Annotated in this window: 29 protein-coding genes and 1 tRNA gene; 10 read left to right on the top strand and 20 right to left on the bottom strand. The window is 55.6% G+C overall.

Translation table 11 applies throughout. The annotated features are described in order from the left end of the window. Nucleotides 1-120 precede the first annotated feature (120 nt). The 3 genes from AC0L6A_RS13395 (at nt 121) to AC0L6A_RS13385 (ending at nt 1,166) form a co-directional block, all read left to right on the top strand. Nucleotides 121-465 (top strand): Lin0512 family protein, encoded by a 345-nt coding sequence (locus tag AC0L6A_RS13395; RefSeq protein ID WP_473290734.1) that lies wholly within the window; start codon nt 121-123, stop codon nt 463-465. Next, entirely contained in the window at nt 465-830 is a 366-nt protein-coding gene (locus tag AC0L6A_RS13390; protein WP_473290733.1) for a Lin0512 family protein, read from the top strand. The genes AC0L6A_RS13395 and AC0L6A_RS13390 overlap by 1 nt, the downstream gene beginning before the upstream one ends. Before the next feature lie 81 nt (nt 831-911). Then, a complete protein-coding gene (locus AC0L6A_RS13385) occupies nt 912-1,166 on the top strand; it encodes a peptidase (RefSeq protein WP_246936175.1) in 255 nt (84 codons plus the stop codon). Nucleotides 1,167-1,221: 55 nt separating this feature from the next. Here AC0L6A_RS13385 and rpmE read toward each other — a convergent pair whose 3' ends face one another. From rpmE to AC0L6A_RS13325, 12 genes are all read right to left on the bottom strand, one after another. After that, entirely contained in the window at nt 1,222-1,398 is a 177-nt protein-coding gene (gene rpmE / locus AC0L6A_RS13380) for a 50S ribosomal protein L31 (protein ID WP_473290731.1), read from the bottom strand. Between the two features lie 57 nt (nt 1,399-1,455). After that, nucleotides 1,456-1,830 carry a 50S ribosomal protein L19 gene (rplS, locus tag AC0L6A_RS13375; protein WP_473290730.1) on the bottom strand — a complete coding sequence of 125 codons (375 nt, stop codon included), beginning with the start codon at nt 1,828-1,830 and terminating at the stop codon, nt 1,456-1,458. A gap of 342 nt (nt 1,831-2,172) precedes the next feature. Beyond that, on the bottom strand, nt 2,173-2,556 hold the full coding sequence (locus tag AC0L6A_RS13370; RefSeq protein ID WP_473290728.1) for a hypothetical protein: 384 nt from the start codon (nt 2,554-2,556) through the stop codon (nt 2,173-2,175). Between the two features lie 93 nt (nt 2,557-2,649). Next, nucleotides 2,650-3,465: a tRNA (guanosine(37)-N1)-methyltransferase TrmD gene (trmD, locus tag AC0L6A_RS13365; RefSeq protein ID WP_473290726.1), complete on the bottom strand. Its 816-nt coding sequence runs from the start codon at nt 3,463-3,465 to the stop codon at nt 2,650-2,652. Between the two features lie 64 nt (nt 3,466-3,529). Beyond that, entirely contained in the window at nt 3,530-4,042 is a 513-nt protein-coding gene (gene rimM, locus AC0L6A_RS13360; RefSeq protein WP_473290725.1) for a ribosome maturation factor RimM, read from the bottom strand. Between the two features lie 152 nt (nt 4,043-4,194). Beyond that, nucleotides 4,195-4,779: a 5,6-dimethylbenzimidazole synthase gene (gene bluB, locus AC0L6A_RS13355; protein WP_473290723.1), complete on the bottom strand. Its 585-nt coding sequence runs from the start codon at nt 4,777-4,779 to the stop codon at nt 4,195-4,197. Nucleotides 4,780-4,847: 68 nt separating this feature from the next. Further along, nucleotides 4,848-5,261: a 30S ribosomal protein S16 gene (rpsP, locus tag AC0L6A_RS13350; protein ID WP_473290721.1), complete on the bottom strand. Its 414-nt coding sequence runs from the start codon at nt 5,259-5,261 to the stop codon at nt 4,848-4,850. Between the two features lie 46 nt (nt 5,262-5,307). Next, a complete protein-coding gene (locus tag AC0L6A_RS13345; protein WP_473290719.1) occupies nt 5,308-5,604 on the bottom strand; it encodes a chorismate mutase in 297 nt (98 codons plus the stop codon). Next, on the bottom strand, nt 5,601-6,149 hold the full coding sequence (locus tag AC0L6A_RS13340; RefSeq protein ID WP_473290718.1) for a GNAT family N-acetyltransferase: 549 nt from the start codon (nt 6,147-6,149) through the stop codon (nt 5,601-5,603). Before AC0L6A_RS13340 ends, AC0L6A_RS13345 begins: the two co-directional genes overlap by 4 nt. Next, the gene (locus AC0L6A_RS13335; protein WP_473290716.1) at nt 6,146-6,694 is read right to left on the bottom strand and encodes a GNAT family N-acetyltransferase; all 549 of its coding nucleotides are present in this window, start codon (nt 6,692-6,694) and stop codon (nt 6,146-6,148) included. Before AC0L6A_RS13335 ends, AC0L6A_RS13340 begins: the two co-directional genes overlap by 4 nt. A gap of 1 nt (nt 6,695) precedes the next feature. Then, nucleotides 6,696-8,201, bottom strand: a complete 1,506-nt coding sequence (gene ffh / locus AC0L6A_RS13330) for a signal recognition particle protein (RefSeq protein WP_473290715.1) — start codon at nt 8,199-8,201, stop codon at nt 6,696-6,698. Nucleotides 8,202-8,406: 205 nt separating this feature from the next. Beyond that, on the bottom strand, nt 8,407-8,946 hold the full coding sequence (locus AC0L6A_RS13325) for a hypothetical protein (RefSeq protein ID WP_473290713.1): 540 nt from the start codon (nt 8,944-8,946) through the stop codon (nt 8,407-8,409). 67 nt (nt 8,947-9,013) lie between these two features. Here AC0L6A_RS13325 and AC0L6A_RS13320 point away from each other — a divergent pair, with 67 nt between their 5' ends. The 5 genes from AC0L6A_RS13320 (at nt 9,014) to AC0L6A_RS13300 (ending at nt 11,500) form a co-directional block, all read left to right on the top strand. Continuing rightward, complete coding sequence (locus AC0L6A_RS13320; protein ID WP_473290712.1) at nt 9,014-9,421, top strand: universal stress protein; 408 nt, start codon at nt 9,014-9,016, stop codon at nt 9,419-9,421. A 90-nt stretch (nt 9,422-9,511) separates the two neighbouring features. Continuing rightward, nucleotides 9,512-9,901 (top strand): TFIIB-type zinc ribbon-containing protein, encoded by a 390-nt coding sequence (locus AC0L6A_RS13315; RefSeq protein ID WP_473293494.1) that lies wholly within the window; start codon nt 9,512-9,514, stop codon nt 9,899-9,901. A gap of 70 nt (nt 9,902-9,971) precedes the next feature. Further along, on the top strand, nt 9,972-10,292 hold the full coding sequence (locus AC0L6A_RS13310; protein WP_473290711.1) for an antibiotic biosynthesis monooxygenase family protein: 321 nt from the start codon (nt 9,972-9,974) through the stop codon (nt 10,290-10,292). A 130-nt stretch (nt 10,293-10,422) separates the two neighbouring features. Continuing rightward, the gene (locus AC0L6A_RS13305) at nt 10,423-11,010 is read left to right on the top strand and encodes a rhodanese-like domain-containing protein (RefSeq protein ID WP_473290710.1); all 588 of its coding nucleotides are present in this window, start codon (nt 10,423-10,425) and stop codon (nt 11,008-11,010) included. 91 nt (nt 11,011-11,101) lie between these two features. Next, nucleotides 11,102-11,500, top strand: a complete 399-nt coding sequence (locus AC0L6A_RS13300) for a hypothetical protein (RefSeq protein WP_473290708.1) — start codon at nt 11,102-11,104, stop codon at nt 11,498-11,500. Nucleotides 11,501-11,508: 8 nt separating this feature from the next. On the opposite strand, the gene AC0L6A_RS13295 is transcribed toward AC0L6A_RS13300, so the two are convergent. Continuing rightward, the gene (locus tag AC0L6A_RS13295; RefSeq protein ID WP_473290707.1) at nt 11,509-11,901 is read right to left on the bottom strand and encodes a hypothetical protein; all 393 of its coding nucleotides are present in this window, start codon (nt 11,899-11,901) and stop codon (nt 11,509-11,511) included. A 161-nt stretch (nt 11,902-12,062) separates the two neighbouring features. Here AC0L6A_RS13295 and AC0L6A_RS13290 point away from each other — a divergent pair, with 161 nt between their 5' ends. Beyond that, a complete protein-coding gene (locus AC0L6A_RS13290) occupies nt 12,063-13,859 on the top strand; it encodes an ABC transporter transmembrane domain-containing protein (RefSeq protein WP_473290705.1) in 1,797 nt (598 codons plus the stop codon). A 185-nt stretch (nt 13,860-14,044) separates the two neighbouring features. Then, nucleotides 14,045-15,937: an acyl-CoA synthetase gene (locus AC0L6A_RS13285; protein ID WP_473290704.1), complete on the top strand. Its 1,893-nt coding sequence runs from the start codon at nt 14,045-14,047 to the stop codon at nt 15,935-15,937. Between the two features lie 212 nt (nt 15,938-16,149). Here AC0L6A_RS13285 and AC0L6A_RS13280 read toward each other — a convergent pair. The 7 genes from AC0L6A_RS13280 to AC0L6A_RS13250 all read right to left on the bottom strand — a co-directional run bounded on the left by AC0L6A_RS13280 (nt 16,150) and on the right by AC0L6A_RS13250 (nt 19,438). Beyond that, nucleotides 16,150-16,224, bottom strand: a tRNA-Phe gene (locus tag AC0L6A_RS13280). Nucleotides 16,225-16,313: 89 nt separating this feature from the next. Further along, nucleotides 16,314-16,508 carry a DNA gyrase inhibitor YacG gene (locus tag AC0L6A_RS13275; RefSeq protein WP_473290703.1) on the bottom strand — a complete coding sequence of 65 codons (195 nt, stop codon included), beginning with the start codon at nt 16,506-16,508 and terminating at the stop codon, nt 16,314-16,316. Continuing rightward, a complete protein-coding gene (locus AC0L6A_RS13270; protein ID WP_473290702.1) occupies nt 16,508-17,545 on the bottom strand; it encodes a ribonuclease E/G in 1,038 nt (345 codons plus the stop codon). The genes AC0L6A_RS13275 and AC0L6A_RS13270 overlap by 1 nt, the downstream gene beginning before the upstream one ends. After that, nucleotides 17,542-18,129 (bottom strand): Maf family protein, encoded by a 588-nt coding sequence (locus AC0L6A_RS13265; protein WP_473290700.1) that lies wholly within the window; start codon nt 18,127-18,129, stop codon nt 17,542-17,544. Before AC0L6A_RS13265 ends, AC0L6A_RS13270 begins: the two co-directional genes overlap by 4 nt. A 12-nt stretch (nt 18,130-18,141) precedes the next feature. Further along, on the bottom strand, nt 18,142-18,360 hold the full coding sequence (gene infA, locus AC0L6A_RS13260) for a translation initiation factor IF-1 (RefSeq protein ID WP_008186030.1): 219 nt from the start codon (nt 18,358-18,360) through the stop codon (nt 18,142-18,144). Nucleotides 18,361-18,491: 131 nt separating this feature from the next. Continuing rightward, complete coding sequence (locus AC0L6A_RS13255; RefSeq protein ID WP_473290698.1) at nt 18,492-18,953, bottom strand: arsenate-mycothiol transferase ArsC; 462 nt, start codon at nt 18,951-18,953, stop codon at nt 18,492-18,494. A 2-nt stretch (nt 18,954-18,955) separates the two neighbouring features. Continuing rightward, nucleotides 18,956-19,438, bottom strand: coding sequence for a UPF0262 family protein (locus AC0L6A_RS13250; RefSeq protein ID WP_473290696.1), 483 nt, complete (start codon nt 19,436-19,438; stop codon nt 18,956-18,958). Nucleotides 19,439-19,445 lie beyond the last annotated feature (7 nt).

Here is a 19,445-nt window from a genome sequence, read left to right as displayed (position 1 = left end):
TGTCGGTTCCACTGCCGGGGGAAGAGGCTGCAGATCCAATTTTGTCAACTGAATTTCAAAGCTGGCCCTATGATCGGCGGCGCCATGCGCTATGGCTTAAGAAACCGGGAAGGAGCGACCATGGAAAAGAAACGTGTACTTGTCGAATTCGGCATGGGTACTTCACTGCGCCGCGAGGACTACACCGAAGCAGCAGCCCGCGCGATCCGCGATGCGTTGTGGCATAACTCGGTCAATATGGCAGAGCTGTTTGGGTTCGAGAAAACCGATATGATCGTGGATGTCGAAGTGGCTGTGCAGGCCCCGGATAAGGTAGATACCAGCCAACTTGCGCGCGACTTTCCGTATGGCAATATCTCGTTTGCGGTGAAGCACGGTGGGCTGGACATTGAAAAGCCCCATGGTGGCACGACAGTGATCGCCAATGTCGCCATTGCCGTGTCGTTCATGATGGAGGCCGCGTGATGGTGGAAAAACGCATAATCCTTGAGATGGGGATGGGCAACGATCTTTACGGTCAAGATTACACCAAAGCGGCGTGCCGTGCGGTGCAGGACGCGCTGCATCATTCGTCGATCACTCTGTTTTCAACGCTTGGGCTGGATCACAAAGACATGCGCGTGTCTGTGACCATCGGCGTGGCGGACCCTGAAAAGCTGGACCTTGAAGTTGTGCGGGCCGAACTGCCCCGCGGCCGGGCCGAGGTGCAGGTGGTGAAGGGCGGGATGAACACTGAAAGTGCCGGGCAGGTGCATGTGGTGGCAACGGCTGCGATTGAAGCATGGTTGCCGGATCAGGCGGGGAAGTGGGTTGCTAGCGTCGACGAATAGTTTGTCGGATGTTCGGTTCAGTGTTAGATCGGTGTTAGCAGAACGCCGGGTTCACGGCGCTGTTTACCTGAAAGACTGACTATGACGCTTATGACGTTTGCTGCTTACGAGCAGCCGTTGAAGTGGATCGCGTTTGGCCTTGGACTGGCCAGCACGATCTCAATCGTTCAAGGGTGGCAACTGGCCGCAATGTGCCTGAGCCTGCCCTTCTGCCTGATCTGGATATACTGCGCATGGCTGCGTACCGAGAGGCAGCTTAAGTACATCAATGTCCTGTTTGCGGCATTGTATATCTACGGCATCACCCGCCACCTAGTCTTGGCGCAATCAGCTTGAAACGAAAAACGCCGCTTCAAAAGAAGCGGCGTTTCTATTTCGAAAGAGGCGTGGTTTAGAAACCAAAGCCTTCGTATTTCGATTTGAACTTCGATACGCGACCACCGGTGTCCAGAAGACGGGTGCTGCCGCCGTTCCATGCCGGGTGTGCCGACGGGTCGATGTCCAGCGACAGCGTGTCGCCTTCGTTGCCCCAAGTCGATTTCATCTGAACGATGGTACCATCGGTCATTTTGACGTCGATCAGGTGGTATTCGGGATGCAGAATCCTTTTTCATATCGACGCTCCTTACGCTTGCTTGGGCTTGTATGTGGTGTCTTCGGCGATACGCGCCGACTTACCGCGACGGGTGCGCAGGTAGTACAGCTTGGCGCGGCGTACACGGCCACGACGTACGACGTCGATCGATTCGATGTTTGTCGAATGCAGCGGGAACACACGTTCCACGCCTTCACCGAAGGAAATCTTGCGAACGGTGAACGAGCCAGCAATGCCAACGCCGTTTTTACGGCTGATGCAAACGCCTTCGTAGTTCTGCACACGGGTGCGCGAACCCTCGGTCACTTTGAAGCCAACGCGAATGGTATCGCCGGCTTTGAAATCGGGGATGTCTTTCCCCAGGGCGGCAACTTGTTCCGCCTCGATCTGTGCGATCAGGTCCATCTGATCTTCTCCTATATGCTTGCGGTTGTTCCGCAAAGTTGGTGCCGTACAAGAGCTCCGCGTCTTCATCGGGTCCGTCACTGGTTTGCACCAGGCGCCCGCGGGAGTGTAGTCCGCCGTTTCTTTGTCATCTTCAACTACGCTTTTAGGATCGAAGAATGTGTCCCACGCAATAAAAAATAGTCCGTGAACCGATTCCGGCCCCAGACGAGCGGTGTATAGGGGGTCGTATCACTGGGAGCAAGTGCTTTCACACCTTGTTTCAAAGAGCTGAATACAAGAAAGCCGTGCCAGAGAATGGCACAGCTTTCGAGGCCTCAACAACCTCGTTTTAAAGCGGGCCTAAGCCACCCGGAGAGGGGAAGTGGTGTCGAGGCAGGCAGGTCGAAATTGGATGACCTGGCTAATAAGCATATTTACGGGACGTTTTGCGGGCATTGTCGTGGTGCGCTTACGTTTGACCGCCTTAAGGGCTTCGATCCGATTTTTCCGTACTGTAGTCAGCATATCCATGTCTTCCACCTCTTCTGATTTTATATTCACTTCAGCGAGAAACGAACAAACGGGCAGCGCCCAAATGGATGCGCAAGCAAGGTGATTGGCTATAACCTTCTTGCAAGAAAGACTTTTTTGAAATGCGTAACGTACTGTCGCACGTGTGAATTCGCCTACAAACACACCTTTCTCGCTTCCCCCAAAATGGCGAGTGAAGACGCTTTCGGTCACATTTTAGGGGGGTGATTGGAAACAATCACATCGGACAGACGGTTACTCTGCTCAGATCGGATACAACCACCTGATTCGCGGTGTTTCACGCTTTCAGCGTTCGCGATCCTCATGTTTGACCCAAAGATCGGGCCTACGCTCGCGCGTGATCTTCTCACTCATCTTGCGGCGCCACTGTTCAATCTTTCCATGATGGCCCGAGGTCAGCACATCCGGGATCGTCCGGCCCCGCCATTCTGCCGGGCGGGTGTATTGGGGATGCTCCAGCATTCCAGCCGAAAAGCTTTCCTCTTCGGTCGACGCCTCGTTTCCAAGTACGCCGGGCAATAGCCGCACGGTGGCGTCCAGCATGGCTTGTGCCGCGATCTCGCCACCAGTCAGGACAAAATCGCCAAGGCTGATTTCTTCGATGTCGTATTCTTCCAAAACGCGTTCATCGACGCCCTCAAAACGACCACACAGGATGGTCATGCCATCACAAGCCGCCAGCCGGCGGGCGGTGGCTTGATCCATAGGTTTGCCACGTGGCGACATGTAGACGATGGGCCATTTGGCGCGATCTGCAGGCACACCGCGCTGGGCCATGTCGATGGCACGGCCCAGAATGTCGGCGCGCAATACCATGCCTGCGCCACCACCCGCAGGCGTGTCATCGACGTTGCGATGCTTGCCTTCGCCAAAGATGCGCAGGTCGATGGGTTCCAAAGCCCATCCCCCGTCTTTCAGGGCCTTCCCGGTCAGGCTTTCGCGCAACACGCCCGGAAAAGCGCCCGGAAACAGCGTGATAACTTTTGCCGTCCACGTGCCTGCAATACGGGGCGTATCCGTCATCAGCTCGCGCGGTTTGAGCGATGCCGACACGGCAATGCGTCCGTGTGAGCGGGGCTTTTTCTCAGGCGTATCAGTCATGGTGCTGGCTTATCCATATGGGTCGGGATTGCCCAGCCCTAACGCGAGGGGCAGGGCGTGCGGGTCACTCGGGAAACACACCTTCAGGCGGGTCTGCAATGATCCGACCCGACGCCAGATCAACCGTTGGCACAGCTTCAAGCGTGAACGGAAGAAGAGCCGTGGCTGAACTGCCGGGCAACCGGATTTCTAACACATCTGATGCACCGTGATTGTGTACGGCATGGACCTTCCCCAGCTCTTGCCCGCCTGTGTCCAACACAGTCAGGCCCACAAGATCGGTGTGATAATACTCATCATCTGGAAGGGTGGGCAACGCATCACGTTGAACAAAGAGCTTCACACCCTTCATGGCATCAGCGTCTTCCTTCGTGCCAACACCATCGATCCTTGCCGAGAACCCATTTTTGATGGGGCGCAGAAGCGTCAGCGAAATGGACTGTTTTCCATCCTCAGACGCCAATGGGCCATAATCACCAATCGCTGTGGGTTCGGCACAAAAGCTTTTGATGCGCACATCACCGTGGACGCCGTAAGACCCCCCGATGCTTCCAACACAAATCCGATCATCACTCATTTTGCACCTATGCAGACACCTTGTTCCATTTTACCACCCCGGGTTTCACATTTATCGCCCAGGATACTGCGTTCAAAAATCATGCCGGCCGCAAAGCCTGCACTGACCAGTATGATCAACTTGACTGGATGAAATAGCAAACCCATTTGGAGTTACCTTTCCTCTAGCGGCAAGGCGCCGCGACGTGTTTCCCATCCGGCCTTTTCAAGCTCGGGACTGTCCGTGACATCTTCAGGCCAGCCTAGGCAAAAGTAGCCAACAAGGCTCCAGCTTTCGGGAACGTCCAGATCGCGTGCAAGCTGTTCGGGGTCCAATATGGACACCCAGCCCAACCCCAACCCGCGTGATCGAACGGCTAGCCAGAAAAGCATGATGGCCGACACCACCGAATAGCGGCGCATCTCGGGCATAGATTTTGCACCAAGTCCTGCGCCTTTGTCAGTCGAGTCGTCACAAAAAATCGCAAGCTGCACCGGGGCGTCTTCCATGCCCGACAGTTTCAGCCCCGAATATAACTGCGCCTTTTCGCCGGAATAGCCCGTCAGAGCCTCGGCGTTGGCGGCTTTGAAATTCTCCAGTGCAGCTTTTCGTGCGCCGTCACTGTTCACCCGGATTAAACGCCAGGGTTCAGACAGCCCCACAGAAGGGGCCATCAGAAATGCGTCGAGGCACCGCGTCAGCAATGCCTCGTCCACAGGATCCGTGCGAAAGCGGCGCACGTCGCGCCGCCAACGCATCAGATTCTTCAAGATCCGACTGAAACTCGTCTGAAAAGGCGTGCATGTCAGAATCCAACCCGCCGGGTTTATTCCTCGGCAGCAGCTTCTTCAGCCGGAGCTTCAGCAGGTGCCTCGGCAGGAGCTTCAGCAGCTTCTTTAGCAGCAGCGGCCTTTTCAGCTTTCTCTTCAGCGCGATCCTTGGCTTTCTGGCCAGGCTCGGCTTTCTTCATGTTGGCGCGTTCTTTTTTCTCAAGAACACCAGCAGCTTCCAGGAAGCGGCTTACGCGATCCGAAGGCTGTGCGCCTTGGTCCAACCAGTACTGAACGCGTTCCATGTCCAGTTTCACACGCTCTTCCGAATCTTTCGGCAGCAGCGGGTTGTAGGTGCCCAGCTTTTCGATGAAGCGGCCGTCACGCGGCATGCGCGAGTCAGCTGCTACAACGCGGTAGAAGGGGCGTTTTTTCGAGCCACCACGGGCGAGACGAATTTTCATAGCCATGAGAGTTTTCCTTTTTACTAGCTATTTGAGAGGGGCAGCGCCCCAGTCATTCCTGATGTTGTTTGTGATGCCTGATGACTTCATCAATGATGAAGTTCAGGAATTTCTTGGCGAATTCGGGGTCCAGATTGGCACGGTTGGCCAGGTCTTCCAGACGTTCGATCTGTTTGGCCTCACGGGCCGGGTCGGACGGCGGCAACGCGTGTTCGGCCTTCAACTTGCCCACGGCTTGGGTGTGCTTGAAGCGTTCGCCCAACGTGTAAATAAGGATTGAGTCGAGCCTGTCGATGGACTCGCGGTGATCTTTAAGGATGTCAGCTGCGCGGGTAGATGTGTCGGTCATGCGGTGGCCTCCTTTTGCAGGGCTAGCGCCCGTTTGGATGGGTGGCGATAGACGCGTTCAATCCCATGAGTGGGGCTGTCCCATTCGGCTTCCAAGGTTGCGCCCATGCGTTGGGCCAACGCAACCGAACGGTCGTTGCCGGGGAAGATGTTGGAACACAGCGGTCCCCAGCCCAACGTGTCATAGGCATAGTCGCGAACGGCACAGGCAGCTTCCAGCGCGTAGCCTTTGCCTTCGGAGCCTTCGAACATGACGTAGCCCAGCTCGGTTTCATTCCAGCCTTCGGGACCCCACAGGCCAACCATGCCAACGGTCTGCCCGTCAGCTGTGTCGAGGAACCAAAATCCGTGGCCTTTCAGGGCGAAGTGTCCAAGGTTCGACGCGAACCAGCGCCATGCGCCGGTGCGATCAAGCGGGCCACCAAAGCCCCAACTGCGCTCTTTCGAGGCAAAGAAGCTGGCGACCAGATCAAAGTCATCTTCGACCGGAACGCGCAATGTCAGGCGGTCGGTGGATAGGGTGGGAATGCCGGAAAGATACGTCATGCGTACGCCTCCGGTCCGCCATCTGCATCAGCTGCCGGGTGGCGCCAGACTTCCATCTTGCCAAAGCCGGGATGGTCGAAATGGCTTTCGAAGTCTGCGCCAAGGCGTTTGGCGACAGCTTTGCTGCCGTCGTTTTCCGGATCAATCAGCGATATGGCACTGGACCAACCCAATACATCATAGGCGTGCAGACGTGCAGCCAATGCGGCCTCGGTTGCATAGCCTTTGCCGATTGCATGGTTCATCAGCGTCCAGCCAATTTCCGGTTCTGGCCAACCCAAGGGGCACCACAGGCCAACATGGCCCAGATAAGTGCCGGTGGCCTTTTCCTCAACTCCCCAAAAGCCATATCCGCGCATCACCCAATGGCCCAACAGCATGGCAACCATGCGCCAAGTCTCGTCCTCGCGCTTGGGGCCACCGACGAAACGCGAGGCATCAGACGCGAAAAACGCCGCCTCGGCTGCCACATCTGCTTCGCAAGGTGCGCGCAGGATCAGGCGATCGGTTTCGAGCCGTGGGATATTGAGCGAAAGCGGGGTCACGTTACTTTTTCTTCCCAAAACCGGACAGGCCGGGGGGAAGGCCTGCGCCTCCCAATCCGGGAAGTTTGCCGCCCATGGCTTTCGCCGCCGCTTCAAGCGCCTTGGGGTCCATCGAGGACGGATCCATGCCCGCAGGCATATCGGGCATGCCGCCGCCTTTGCCGAACATGCCGCCCATGGCTTGTTTCAGCATCTTGCCTTTGCCCATCTTGCCCATCTTCTTCATCATGTCGCCCATCTGGCGCTGCATTTTCAGAAGTTTGTTCAGTTCAGACACTTCCATGCCCGCACCTTTGGCGATCCGTTTCTTGCGGCTGGCTTGCAGGATTTGCGGGTTGGCGCGTTCGCGTTTGGTCATCGACTGGATCAGCGCGATCTGCTGTTTCAGAACCTTGTCGTCCATGCCCGCGTCTTCGGCCTGTTTGGCCATCTTTTTCATGCCCGGCATCATTCCCATGATCCCTTGCATGCCGCCCATCTTGATCATTTGCTCCAGCTGCATTTTCAGGTCGTTCATGTTGAACTGACCCTTCTGGAAGCGCTTCATCATACGCTCGGCCTGTTCGGCCTCGATGGTTTCTTGGGCTTTCTCGACCAGCGAAACAATGTCGCCCATGCCAAGGATGCGACCCGCGATCCGGTCAGGCTCGAAGGTTTCAAGCGCGTCCATCTTTTCGCCAAGGCCGACATATTTGATCGGCTTGCCGGTGACCGCGCGCATCGACAGCGCTGCACCACCGCGACCGTCGCCATCCATACGGGTCAGAACCACGCCCGAGATGCCAACTTTGTCGTCAAATTCTTGTGCAACCTCGACAGCGACCTGACCGGTCAGACCATCGACCACCAGAAGCGTTTCGCGTGGGTTTACAACGGCCGAGACTTCCTCGACCTCGCCCATCAGCACTTCGTCGATGTGCAAACGACCCGCTGTGTCGAGCATATAGACGTCATAGCCGCCCATCGTTGCCTGTTGCTTGGCGCGTTTGGCGATGTCGACGGGTTTTTGGCCGGGAACGATCGGCAGGGTGTCCACGCCAATTTGCGTACCCAACACGGCCAACTGATCCATCGCAGCCGGGCGATAGATATCAAGCGATGCCATCAGCACGCGCTTGCCGTCTTTTTCCGTCAGGCGCTTGGCAAGTTTCGCGGTTGTGGTCGTCTTACCACCACCTTGCAAACCGACCATCAGGATCGGGGCAGGGGGGCTGTCGACCTTCAGTGCACCGGGTTCACCTTCGCCGGTCAGTACGTCGACCAACGCGTCATGCACGATCTTCACGACCTGTTGGCCCGGAGTGACCGATTTGGTCACAGCCTGACCGGTCGCTTTTTCCTGCACTTTCTTGATGAAATCACGCGCGACGGGCAGCGAGACGTCAGCCTCAAGCAGCGCCACTCGCACTTCGCGCAGGGCGGTTTTTACGTCATCCTCGGACAGCGCGCCCTGTTTCGTCAGGCGGTCAAAGACACCGGATAGGCGATCTGACAGGCTCTCGAACATATCTCGGCTCCTTTGCCGTTTCGTTTCCCCTAAGATAGGGGCGGGTTGCGCTTATCCCAAGGCCGAAACCGGGTGTCCAAACGATGAGCGCCCCTGTGGGCGTAACACGCTGACAGGGGGCGATCCCGGCTTGGGCCATGGGACCGGAAGTTTCGCACTTCCGAGATTTGCGGTGGAATTACGGGTTTCGCGGTGCAGAGTCAAGCTACATTGGGTCTGAAAGCCCTTCAAACCACACATTGATTGCATCCGCTGTGCGGCGTGGCCCAGAGCCGTTGGTGTAATAGGATACAACCGGCAGGTTCGGCTTCCCATCCATTATTAAAACGGGTCGATACATGGTGGACCCGTCGCTGCGGGTTTCCTCAAGTTCTGCACCACGAAGCGCGTCTAATGGATAGACATCCTGCGCATATCCCAGCACCGATCGCTTCCGTTTCACAATCTGCCCAGCCTGTACGTCAAAGATCAACTGCACCCGTTTGGCAAAGGCAAGAAAGCAGCCACCCCACGCCAGCGTCCCGATCCCAGCGAACATCATGCCGAATACCCATTCGCCTTGGAACAGCGCATTGACGCCAATTCCAACGAAGATCATTAGCCCAGCGATCATGCTAAGCGACAAGACCCACGGCTTGTGATCAAGGATCAGCATTTCAGATGTATTTGTCAGCGTTTTCATGACGGGCAGAGTAAACGGAAAATCAGGCCGGATAAAGCCATTGGGGTGTTTGACCTGTGTCATGGTAGGGCGCAGGCGCGCAAGGTATTCAAAAGGAAATGCTGAACACTGAAAATAAAGGAGCTTAGTGATGTATAAGAATATTCTAGTGCCCATCGCGTTGGATCACGACCGCGATACGTCTGAAGCCCTGCACATTGCCAAGGCTGTCGCGGCGGATGGTGCTAAGATCACCGCCCTGCACGTCATGGAAGAGGTGCCCGCTTACGTGGCGCAATACCTGCCGGAAGGTCAGCTTGAGAACAATATCCATGAACTTGAAAGCCGCCTGCAGGAGGCGCTGAAGGATTCGCCAGATGTTTCCATCGCGGTGGTTTCTGGGCATGCAGGCCACGCCATTGTGGATTATGCCAAAGAACACAAAGTTGATTGCATTGTGGTGGCCTCGCATCGTCCCGGTTTGACCGACTTCTTCCTTGGATCGACGGCTGCGCGCGTTGTGCGCCATGCACCTTGTGCTGTTCACGTATCACGCTGATTATTCCTCCCTTTAAGCGTGACCGATTGGCGGGCCCCTTGCGGCCCGTCTTTTTTTACCTAAGTTCAGTTGAAGACAGGAGGGTCGATGATGAAATGTCCAGTAGACGGAACCGAACTATTGATGACGGAACGCCAAGGGGTCGAAATCGACTATTGCCCCAAGTGCCGGGGTGTCTGGCTGGATCGGGGCGAATTGGACAAGATCATCGAAAAAGCGACCCCTGCGATCGAGTTGGATGATCCTGACCCGTATGTCGCACCCGTTCCGCCATCGTCAGAGCCCGTTCATCAAGGGGAACCTCGCCGTATGCGGTCACGAGAAGAGATGGAACGTGGGGCCGGGATGGAACCCGGTTCATCGCGAAAGCGACGGCATGATGATGACGACGATGACGATGAGGATTACCGCTACGCCAAGCGCTATAAGAAAAAGCGGCGTAAATCGGTATTGTCCGAGCTTTTCGACATATTTGACTGACCCTGAGGCAAGATCACATATTCATATGTGATCCAATAGCGGCTAGGCTTCTACTTACAAGGAGGAAGCCATGCCCAAAATCAGCAAAGCCCCCGATTACCAAACCGTCATAACCACGTTCGAAATGACACCTGGCACCTGTCAGGATCTTCTGGATTCGCTTCAGGACGCTTATGACAGTTTCATTTCAAAACAGCCCGGATTTGTCGGTGCAGGCCTACACGTGAATGATGCCCAGACGCGCATTGCCAATTACTCGCAGTGGAAGCGACGCGAGGATTTTCAAGCCATGCTTCGCACCGAGGAAATGCGCGAGCGCAATCGCAAAATTGCAACGCTGTGCAAAAGCTTTGAACCCGTCATGTACGACGTGTTTGAAACCTTCAACTAAAGCGTTTCGGGTTTAAACTGGCACAGGCAAAATCCGAAACGCAGTATGAATTAACAATGTTGTGGGCGTTTCGGCACAAACATGTGCCTCAAGTTTATGCAGAAACGCTTTAAGCCATTCGAGGATCCTGATGAAGACATTTACCACCGCAGCCGCCCTTCTTTTGATGGCCACACCTTTGTTTGCCGAAGGGGTTAATATCCGCCCTGATGTGTCTTCGGTCACTGTGGAAACCGAAAACGGTCCTGTAGAGATTGCGCGCAATTCGGATACCGCACATGAACTGTCGGGCGAATGGGCCCGCACATCCCGACCGTGCCCGAATTTCTGTGTCCAACCTATGGTCCCAGCGCCGGGTGTGACACCAATCGGAGAGCTGGAATTGCTTGAAATGCTGCAAGATCCGGACGCGATCGTTGTGGACAGTCGCGTATCGTCCGATCATGAAACAGGCACAATTCCGGGTGCAATCTCAATTCCTTATAACGAGGCGCCAGATCGCTTGGATGAACTTGGCTGCGAAGTTGATTTCGATGGATTTGACTGTGAAGCCGCCAAGCCGGTGGCGCTGTTTTGTAACGGAAACTGGTGCGGACAATCCCCAACTGCGGCCCGCCGCATGATCGAGGCAGGCTTTCCAGCCGACAAAATCCATTACTACCGGGGAGGCATGCATGCGTGGCGTATGCTGGGGATGACGGTCACAGGCGAGAGCTAAACAAGGTCAGGCGAGCCCCCATTGACCTTGGTCGTTGGGACCCCCATTCTTTGCAGGTGTCAGATAATGGCACGTGTTTTGGATCGGGATCATGGCTCGCCACTTTAAACTGTTGAAAACCAGTGTCTTGGTGTTTGGCTTTGCCATTGCCGCGCAAGCGGCGGCGGCCAATGAGCAAATTGGGTCGTTTACCGTTTTCATTGGCAAGCCCGATCTGTCCAATGCCAAAGGGGCCGCTCTGAAGGACCCCGCAAGCATTCTGCGTCAAGATCGCGCGAACTATCATCGTTTTGGTGTGAGCCAGCCTGGTGACGAATGGGACCCCTATTTCGGGTCCAACAAGAGCCGTAAAGGCATCAAAGCCTTGCTCGCAAATGGCTCTATTGGTCCGAAAGCGGCCAAACGGTTCAAAAATGGTGGGATCGTTCTGATCCGCGTCATGGGATCAGGCGGGAAACCGTCAGCGATCAAAGTTTCAGTTCCAAAATAGCAATTGCTTCATTCGCGGTAGGTACGAACACATGCCTCGCGCGCTGCAACAGCAGCCGGGGTAAGCTTGCTGCGATGGGCTTTCAATCGCGCCAACTTCTTTCGAACGTCATCCATGTCTACGGAAACAGGTGTTTCAATCGTGCGGAAACGTGTTCTGGGGCAGGGGAAGGGCTTCCTGTCCTTGGTGCGGCAGATACGGGTTGCGGTGTAAGGAATTGACTGCCGGTGCAGGGCGTATCCACGCGCCAGCGTTTCCTCAAGCGTTTTGATCTGCTTTGAAACGGCCCGGTATTCTGCCGTTTCGCGCGCAACGCATTGTTGTTGTGGTGTTGCACATGCGGAAAGCACAGCCAGCAATGATCCCAGGGCCACCGCACGAAACTTGTTTGCACCAAACATTATGAACTCTCCCGCTACTCGGTATTCTGGTGTTTCGAGCATAGCAGCAAAACTGCACCTACAAAAGCAGATCAGCTTGGGATGGTTGATTGCAATCACATTCAATCCTGCTTGTGTGTGTTGGGTGGTTTCGGTATCCGTGCTCCAAAGGAGCAGATTACATGGCAAGACAGGCGGACGCTTCCAGCGTCGAGATGGACGAACGCGAGAAATCCAAACGTATCGGTGCCTTGTCGGGCCTGTGGCCGTTCATGCGCCCCTACCGTATTTGGATGTTAGCCGCTTTTGTTGCGCTGGTGTTTACAGCCGGCATTTCCCTGATCCTGCCAATTGCTGTTCGTCGCGTTATCGATGGCTTCGGCGAAGCCACGCCGCAGCTCTTGGACAAATACTTCTTGGCGGCACTTGGGGTGGCATCGCTGCTCGCAGTGGGCACGGGGCTACGGTACTATTTGGTCACTCGGTTGGGTGAACGGATCGTCTCGGACATCCGCAAAGCTGTCTTTGATCGCGTCGTGGGAATGAGCCCTGCGTTTTATGAGAAAATCATGACCGGAGAGGTGCTGTCGCGCATCACCACCGACACCACATTGATCCTATCGGTTATTGGCTCGTCTGTTTCTGTCGCCCTACGTAATGTGTTCATATTCGTTGGCGGCATGATCTTGATGTTGTTCACGTCTGCCAAGCTAACAGGGCTTGTGCTGCTGATCGTGCCCGTCGTCATCGTGCCAATCATCGTTCTGGGTCGCCGCTTGCGCGTTCTGGGCCGCGAAAACCAGGAATGGATTGCTAAAAGCTCGGGCAATGCCTCGGAAGCTTTGTCATCAGTTCAAACTGTGCAGGCCTTCACACATGAAGACCTAAATCGCAAAGAATTCTCGGGTTTGACTGAAAATAGCTTCATCTCTGCCAAGCAGCGCATTGGCACCCGTGCCGTGATGACAGTGATCGTCATTTCGCTGATCTTCTCTGGCGTGGTGGGCGTGCTTTGGATTGGCATGCGGGATGTCACAGCCGGAAATGTCTCGATCGGGGCATTGGTTCAGTTTGTGATCTATTCGGTGATGGTTGCAGGTGCCGTCGGAGCCTTGTCCGAAATCTGGAGCGAATTGCAGCGCGCCGCAGGGGCCACAGAACGACTGGTCGAGCTTTTGAATGCGGAAGATCAGGTCAAAGATCCTGAACAGCCCATCGCGATCACCCAGCGTCCAACCGGCGCTTTGTGCTTTGACAATGTGACCTTTCACTATCCAGCGCGCCCCAATCAGGCAGCACTGGAAGAGGTCTCGCTTGATGTTGCTGCGGGTGAAACCGTGGCGCTTGTGGGCCCATCCGGCGCTGGTAAGACGACAATCATTCAATTGATCCAACGCTTCTATGATCCCGAGCACGGCGCAGTGACCATGGATGGTGTTGATTTGCGTGACATGCGGCGTGATGATTTCCGCAAATACGTCGCCCTTGTACCGCAAGACGCGGTGATATTTGCAGCCTCAGCCCGTGAGAACATTCGCTTCGGCCGCCCCGAAGCCTCGGACGCTGAAGTTGAAGCCGCGGCAAAGGCAGCCGCCGCACATGACTTCCTGTCCCGACTGCCAGACGGCTATGACACCTATGTGGGTGAACGCGGCGTGATGTTGTCAGGTGGTCAGAAGCAACGTATCGCCATTGCGCGTGCGATCCTGCGCGACGCACCGATCCTTTTGCTGGACGAGGCGACCTCGGCCCTTGATGCAGAAAGCGAACGTTTGGTTCAGGGGGCAGTCGACGAGCTTGCGCAAGGCCGGACCACGTTGATTGTCGCGCACCGTTTGGCGACCGTGAAGAAGGCTGACCGGATTGTGGTCTTTGATGAAGGTCGCATCGTCGCCCAAGGCACGCATGATGAACTGGTTGCACAAGACGGCCTGTATGCCCGCTTGGCACGCCTGCAGTTCACCGAAGGGCAGATTTAAGACGCGACAGCTTCCGACAAAGCCACTTGGTCTGGAACCGCCGCCAGTTTTCTGCCGCGATGGCGGCTGAGTTACCTTCCGTAAACGTCATTTCCACGTCACGTCAGACTTGCGGGATTTGGCTTTTGCGAGCATGCTTCCCACATAATATACGCCTGTAGAAACAGGCGAAGGGAGGATGACTAATGTTTGAATTTGGCTCGAAGTTTGATCGTGATGCGGTCGAAGCAGAAATGACGTGGGATGCGCGCGATAAGCCGAGCACTCTGTACCAGATGCTTGAACGAACTGCGAAAGCGTTCCCCGATCGGCCTGCGGCCTCGTTTCAAATCACATCTGGCCCGACCGACCCGAAAGAAACTGTGACATGGAGGGAGATGCTTGAGCGATCATGCCAGGCAGCGAACCTGTTTCGGTCATTGGGCATCGGCGAAAACGATGTTGTGGCCTATCTTCTGCCCAACTCGAACGAGACAATTTATACACTGATGGGTGCGGGGTTTGCCGGCATCGTCAATCCGATCAACCCTCTTCTGGATGCTGAGCAGGTCGCAGGCATTCTGAAGGAAACGGGTGCAAAGGTTTTGGTGACGCTGAAGGCCTTCCCGAAATCAGAAGTTGCACAATTGGCAAACGAAGCCGTTGCGATGGCCCCAAATGTCAAAACTGTGCTTGAGATCGATCTGAACAAGTATCTGAAGCCGCCCAAAAGCTGGCTCGTACCGTTGCTACGTCCCAAAAATCCACCGAAACACAATGCGAAAGTGATGGATTTTATTGCCGAAATGAAGCGCCAGAACACGACGCTTGATTTTGAAGACAAAACCGAAGATCGCGTCGCCGCCTATTTCCACACTGGCGGGACCACGGGCACGCCGAAAGTGGCGCAGCACAAAAACTCTGGCATGGTCTACAACGGTTGGCTGGGTGCCAATCTTCTGTTTGACGAAAAAGACGTGATCATGTGTCCGCTACCGTTGTTCCACGTGTTCGCAGTTCACGTGATCTGGATGTCTTGCTTGATGTCCGGAGCTCATTTCGTGCATCCCACCCCGGCTGGATATCGAGGTGAAGGGGTTTTCGACAATTTTTGGAAATTGATCGAACGCTACAAGGTCAGCTTTATGATCACAGTGCCAACTGCAATTTCGGCTATGATGCAGCGCCCAGTGGATGCTGATGTCTCGACCCTGAAAACGGCGTTTTCGGGCTCGGCCCCTTTGCCAATTGAATTGTACAATCGCTTTGTCGACGCCACGGGTGTGAATATCGTGGAAGGTTATGGTTTGACGGAAGCAACCTGCCTTGTGTCCTGTAATCCGCCGGTCGGGGCTAAAAAGGCTGGGTCTGTGGGGGTTCCATTTCCGTATACGGATGTGAAAATTCTGTCCTGCGATGACGCAGGGACAGTTCTGAAAGAACATGGCGTGGATGAAGTGGGTGAAATATGCCTGTCTAGCCCCGGCGTCTTTTCAGGCCACACCTACACGGAAGAAGCAAAGAATGCAGGGCTATTTGCACAAGGCAGCCATTTGCGAACAGGTGATTTGGGTCGTTTGGACGAGGATGGCTATCTATGGATCACCGGTCGTGCCAAAGACCTGATCATTCGCGGCGGCCACAACATTGATCCCGCCGAGATCGAAGAGGTTCTTGCCGGTCACGAAGCCGTGGCCATGGTTGGTGCGATCGGTCAACCGGACAGCTATGCTGGTGAACTGCCTTGCGCCTATGTTGAACTGGTCGGTGGAGCACAGGTCACAACTGAAGAGCTGATGGCCTACGCCAAGAAACACATCCACGAGAAAGCAGCGCAACCCAAGCACGTGGAAATTCTGGACGAGCTGCCGAAAACAGCCGTGGGGAAAGTGTTCAAACCCGATCTGCGCAAATCCGCGATCACGCGCGTCTATGACAAAGCATTGGCAGATGCGGGGCATGCGGCGCATATCTATGAAGTGATCGATGACAAAAAACGTGGCTTGGTGGCGCGCCTGAAAGCAACAGGTGATGTCGACTATGAGGCCGTAAAGCACTGTCTGGGAGAGTTCACACGTCCGTTTGAATGGATGGATTGATCCGCCGAATATTGCCTTCACGAACTATTCAGGGCGGCCAGTTGGTCGCCCTTTTTCTGACCCGGTAAAGCCCAGCTGAGAAGTGAATAGCCCAAAAGGCTAGGTCATGCCGCCCGGTGTCAGTGCAAGATCCGAGCAGAAATAGAAATTTCTGTCAATAGTTCCAAGCAGTTGCCAAAAATGAAGCAAAACCTATGAGTTAGCTTAGGAAGTGGTGCCCGGGGGCGGAATCGAACCACCGACACGAGGATTTTCAATCCACTGCTCTACCCCTGAGCTACCCGGGCACGGGTGAACGTTTCATCGTTCGGGTGGGCGGGTTTTAGACGCGGGGTGCAGCGGTGTCCAGAGGGAAAACGCTGTTTTCGCAGGTTTTTCAGTGCGGCTTCGAAGTTTCCTGTGAAAGCGCCTGAGACATGGCCTCGGCTGCTTCGTCCAGGTCGTCGGGACTGTTCGATGGGACCGCATAAGAGCCGTTCAGCCAGCGGCCAAGATCAACGTCTGCGCATCGTCGAGAGCAGAAGGGGCGATACTTGGGATCGGTGTCTTTTTCGCAGATTGGGCAAGCCATTAGCGGTCCTCCAGACAGCGCGACAGGGGCAGGCGTTCACGTTTGCGTTGCAGTTCAAACAGGCCCAACTGGGTCCAGCCGACCATTGCGGTTTCGATGCCCTCGGCCTTGAACGCTGCGCGAAGAACTTGTTCGATCTGTCGCCGATCTTTCTTAGGGCAGGGGGCGAAATCGACAATGATTTGACCACCCAATCCCCGGCACCTCAGCGCGGCAGGCAAGACGCGGGCTGCAGCGATATTGGCCTTTAGACCTGCCGCCGGGCTGGTGTCGCCGCCAGTGTTCACATCGACAGCCACAAGCGCGCGCGTGGGTTCAACAAACATCGATGCGCCGCCGGTCAACCGTTCATACGGGCCACTGGCATTGGCGATCATCTCGTGCACACCATGACGGTCAAACGCGTCCTTTTTGGTGTCCAGCAGATCGGGTTCAGCCCAGTCCCGCCACGCAAGAGCATGGGGATCGGGGCCATCGACCAGAAGTTCGGGATCACCGTCAGCGTCAGCCAGCACGGCACGGGACAGGTCAAGCATGGCAGCAATATCCGCGGCCACGTCTTCAAGATCAGCCTGAGCTGAAATGGAACGAATGATCAGGCCTTCTTCAGCTCCGTCCATCACCTCGTGGGCTGTTTCCAGAAGTTGTACGCGGATTTCTTCGTCGCGAATGGATCGACTGACATTGATGCCAGGCGCGCCGGGGGTCACGATGGCGTAGCGGCTTTTGAACAGAACTTTTTGGGTGACCGGTACAGCTTTGCCGTCCTCTCCAAAGCCTGTGACCTGCACCAACAAACGTTCACCGGGCTTCAACCCTTTGCCCTGCCTTAAGAATCCAGACTTGCCGTTCGGTAGCCGCAGCATCATACCGCCTTGACCCTTCAGCGGGCGGTCGCAGATGGCGCGAAAGATGGCGCCGGGTTGAACGACGCTTTCGGGTGGCTCGATCAGCAAATCCGTCAGCTTGCCATCAACAATCTGGGCCGCGGCCATACGGCCTTCGTAATGATCAAGCGCAATCACGCTGCCCTTCATGTCTTTGCTCCATATAAGGGGTAACCTGCGGCCACCAGAAGACCAGCAGTTTCCGCGATGGGAAGGCCGACAACCCCGGTATAGCTGCCTTGAATCCATGGAATGAAAGCGCCAGCTGGACCTTGGATGGCATAACCACCAGCCTTGCCTTGCCAATCACCGGTCGCGAGATAGCCGTTGAGTTCTTCATTGGACAGGCGCTTCATTTTAACGTCTGTCACCACATCGCGCGACCATGAGCTTGATGCGTTGCGCACAACCACGGACGTGATCACACGGTGGCGCCGCCCGGATAGGGACATCAGAAATTCGGCTGCTTGGCCTGCATCTTCTGGTTTGCCCATGATGCGACGACCCAATGCGACGGTTGTGTCCGCGCACAGCACGACTTCGTCTGATGCTACGGTCATTGCTGCAGCCTTTGCAGCTGCAATCCGACGGCAATAGCTCAGCGGCAATTCACCCTTCAGCGGCGTTTCATCCACGTCCGGTGGGCGCACGTCATCCGCAACAAGGCCGAGCTGCCCCAGCAACTCGGCCCGTCTTGGGCTTCCAGAGCCCAGAATCAGTTTGGGGCGCGTCATGCGCGACCGCGCTTACTTAAAGCGATAGTTGATCCGACCTTTGGTCAGATCATAGGGGGTCATTTCGACCTGCACCTTGTCGCCAGCCAGAACACGGATGCGGTTTTTCCGCATCTTGCCTGCCGTGTGCGCGATGATCGTATGGCCGTTTTCCAGCTCGACCAGAAATGTCGCGTTCGGCAGGAGTTCCTTTACGACACCGGGAAATTCGAGCAGTTCTTCCTTGGCCATGTTCACTCCTGTGTTTTCACCCACCTATTGTGGGCGCGCTATATGTGGGGGGAAACGTCCCGGTTTTCAAGGGAATTCGATGCTTACGTGACTTTTGCCGGTAAAGAGCTACTTTCGGGCCTTTGAGACAGCTAAAGTTCCGTGTTTGGCCGTCCGAAACGAGCCAAGATACGTTCCTTGATTTGGTCCCGGGCCTGACGATAGTTGACCAGCTTTTCTTCGCGTCGCGTGCCCAGCCCCGTAGGGTCCAAAATGGGCCAGTATTCCACATCGAGGTGAAACACCCGCGTTAGTTCTAGCGCGCGGCGTTGGCTGGCCGGGGACAGGGCAATTACCAGATCGAAACTGGACAAGTCGTCGCCCCATTCCTCCATCTGGTCAAAGCTACGAACGCGGTGGGCCGAAAGTTCAATGCCCAGCTCCTCGCATACCGAGATCGAGAAGCCATCGATGTCCAATTCACTGTGAACACCTGCGGATTGCACATAGATCTCGTGACCATAGAAAGCTTTCATCATCCCTTCGGCCATTGGTGAACGCACAGAATTGTGGTCACAGCAAAACAGCACGGATTGGGGACGATCTGCTTCCAAATTTATCCCCAGTGCAGCACGCAGATAAGGGTGAATAGGCGGCGGGCCGTGTCGATGTCGATATCGGCTTTGCCCTCAAGACGCTCTTGCAGCACGCGCGCGCCTTCGTTGTGAATGCCGCGCCGGGCCATATCAATCGCTTCGATCTGGCTGGGCGGCAGCTTTTTCACCGCGTCAAAATAGCTTTCACAGATTGCGAAATAGTCTTTCACCACCTGCCGGAAGGGTCCAAGCGACAGATGAAATTCGCCCGCTGGATCGCCCGCTTCGGTTTTGGCGTCTACCACCAGCCGTTTTTCACGAATGGCCAAACCCAGATGATAGGGTCCGTCCAGCACGGGCTGATCCCCACGAGAGGCCAACGCAAACGAGTTGTCTTCAAGCAGGTCGAAAATCGCGACTTTGCGCTCCTGCTCGATCTCGGGCGTGGGGGCGGCAAGGCCGGTGTCATCAATATCAATATGGGTGATGCGGTTTAAGGTCATTGTCACT

This window comes from Aliiroseovarius sp. D2-2 (assembly GCF_055809455.1).
Note: the sequence above shows the minus strand (reverse complement) of the source record. Positions and strands in the feature narration are given on the sequence as shown.

Excerpts from the sequence above, each read along its gene's own strand:
- AC0L6A_RS13395 (WP_473290734.1), top strand. The coding sequence starts at position 121 with ATGGAAAAGAAACGTGTACTTGTCGAATTCGGCATGGGTACTTCACTG.
- AC0L6A_RS13390 (WP_473290733.1), top strand. The coding sequence starts at position 465 with ATGGTGGAAAAACGCATAATCCTTGAGATGGGGATGGGCAACGATCTT.
- AC0L6A_RS13385 (WP_246936175.1), top strand. The coding sequence starts at position 912 with ATGACGCTTATGACGTTTGCTGCTTACGAGCAGCCGTTGAAGTGGATC.
- rpmE (WP_473290731.1), bottom strand. The coding sequence starts at position 1,398 with ATGACCGATGGTACCATCGTTCAGATGAAATCGACTTGGGGCAACGAA.
- rplS (WP_473290730.1), bottom strand. The coding sequence starts at position 1,830 with ATGGACCTGATCGCACAGATCGAGGCGGAACAAGTTGCCGCCCTGGGG.
- trmD (WP_473290726.1), bottom strand. The coding sequence starts at position 3,465 with ATGACTGATACGCCTGAGAAAAAGCCCCGCTCACACGGACGCATTGCC.
- rimM (WP_473290725.1), bottom strand. The coding sequence starts at position 4,042 with ATGAGTGATGATCGGATTTGTGTTGGAAGCATCGGGGGGTCTTACGGC.
- bluB (WP_473290723.1), bottom strand. The coding sequence starts at position 4,779 with ATGCGTTGGCGGCGCGACGTGCGCCGCTTTCGCACGGATCCTGTGGAC.
- rpsP (WP_473290721.1), bottom strand. The coding sequence starts at position 5,261 with ATGGCTATGAAAATTCGTCTCGCCCGTGGTGGCTCGAAAAAACGCCCC.
- AC0L6A_RS13345 (WP_473290719.1), bottom strand. The coding sequence starts at position 5,604 with ATGACCGACACATCTACCCGCGCAGCTGACATCCTTAAAGATCACCGC.
- AC0L6A_RS13340 (WP_473290718.1), bottom strand. The coding sequence starts at position 6,149 with ATGACGTATCTTTCCGGCATTCCCACCCTATCCACCGACCGCCTGACA.
- ffh (WP_473290715.1), bottom strand. The coding sequence starts at position 8,201 with ATGTTCGAGAGCCTGTCAGATCGCCTATCCGGTGTCTTTGACCGCCTG.
- AC0L6A_RS13325 (WP_473290713.1), bottom strand. The coding sequence starts at position 8,946 with ATGACACAGGTCAAACACCCCAATGGCTTTATCCGGCCTGATTTTCCG.
- AC0L6A_RS13320 (WP_473290712.1), top strand. The coding sequence starts at position 9,014 with ATGTATAAGAATATTCTAGTGCCCATCGCGTTGGATCACGACCGCGAT.
- AC0L6A_RS13315 (WP_473293494.1), top strand. The coding sequence starts at position 9,512 with ATGAAATGTCCAGTAGACGGAACCGAACTATTGATGACGGAACGCCAA.
- AC0L6A_RS13310 (WP_473290711.1), top strand. The coding sequence starts at position 9,972 with ATGCCCAAAATCAGCAAAGCCCCCGATTACCAAACCGTCATAACCACG.
- AC0L6A_RS13305 (WP_473290710.1), top strand. The coding sequence starts at position 10,423 with ATGAAGACATTTACCACCGCAGCCGCCCTTCTTTTGATGGCCACACCT.
- AC0L6A_RS13300 (WP_473290708.1), top strand. The coding sequence starts at position 11,102 with ATGGCTCGCCACTTTAAACTGTTGAAAACCAGTGTCTTGGTGTTTGGC.
- AC0L6A_RS13295 (WP_473290707.1), bottom strand. The coding sequence starts at position 11,901 with ATGTTTGGTGCAAACAAGTTTCGTGCGGTGGCCCTGGGATCATTGCTG.
- AC0L6A_RS13290 (WP_473290705.1), top strand. The coding sequence starts at position 12,063 with ATGGCAAGACAGGCGGACGCTTCCAGCGTCGAGATGGACGAACGCGAG.
- AC0L6A_RS13285 (WP_473290704.1), top strand. The coding sequence starts at position 14,045 with ATGTTTGAATTTGGCTCGAAGTTTGATCGTGATGCGGTCGAAGCAGAA.
- AC0L6A_RS13275 (WP_473290703.1), bottom strand. The coding sequence starts at position 16,508 with ATGGCTTGCCCAATCTGCGAAAAAGACACCGATCCCAAGTATCGCCCC.
- AC0L6A_RS13270 (WP_473290702.1), bottom strand. The coding sequence starts at position 17,545 with ATGAAGGGCAGCGTGATTGCGCTTGATCATTACGAAGGCCGTATGGCC.
- AC0L6A_RS13265 (WP_473290700.1), bottom strand. The coding sequence starts at position 18,129 with ATGACGCGCCCCAAACTGATTCTGGGCTCTGGAAGCCCAAGACGGGCC.
- infA (WP_008186030.1), bottom strand. The coding sequence starts at position 18,360 with ATGGCCAAGGAAGAACTGCTCGAATTTCCCGGTGTCGTAAAGGAACTC.
- AC0L6A_RS13250 (WP_473290696.1), bottom strand. The coding sequence starts at position 19,438 with ATGACCTTAAACCGCATCACCCATATTGATATTGATGACACCGGCCTT.